The following is a 252-nucleotide window of genomic DNA, read 5'->3' as shown; positions in this document are numbered from 1 at the left end:
TGCCGCCTTCACGCCATTCTCGAAGCCGCGACGATTGGCGAGGCCGGAAAGGGAATCCTTTTCCGAGTTGCGGCGCTCGTCCGCCATGATTTCCAGGACGAGCACCGACAGCAGCGTCAATCCCACCGCGACCATGAGCACGGCAGACGCGCTTTGCGAGATCAGCGCATAATTCGTGTGGATGTAATCCCTGGCAGCCGTCCCCGCTCCCGCAAGGATCGCGAAACCCGCCTTGGCGAAGAAGTGCAAGCC

General features: G+C 61.9%; 1 protein-coding gene. It reads right to left on the bottom strand.

The genetic code is table 11. From position 1 onward, the window contains the following. On the bottom strand, positions 1–252 hold a 252-nt coding region (locus tag KVS69_RS20015), incomplete at both ends, for a hypothetical protein (protein ID WP_217539966.1).

It is taken from the genome of Stenotrophomonas sp. GbtcB23, assembly GCF_019091045.1.
Taxonomy (GTDB): domain Bacteria; phylum Pseudomonadota; class Gammaproteobacteria; order Xanthomonadales; family Xanthomonadaceae; genus Stenotrophomonas; species Stenotrophomonas rhizophila_A.
Note: the sequence above shows the minus strand (reverse complement) of the source record. Positions and strands in the feature narration are given on the sequence as shown.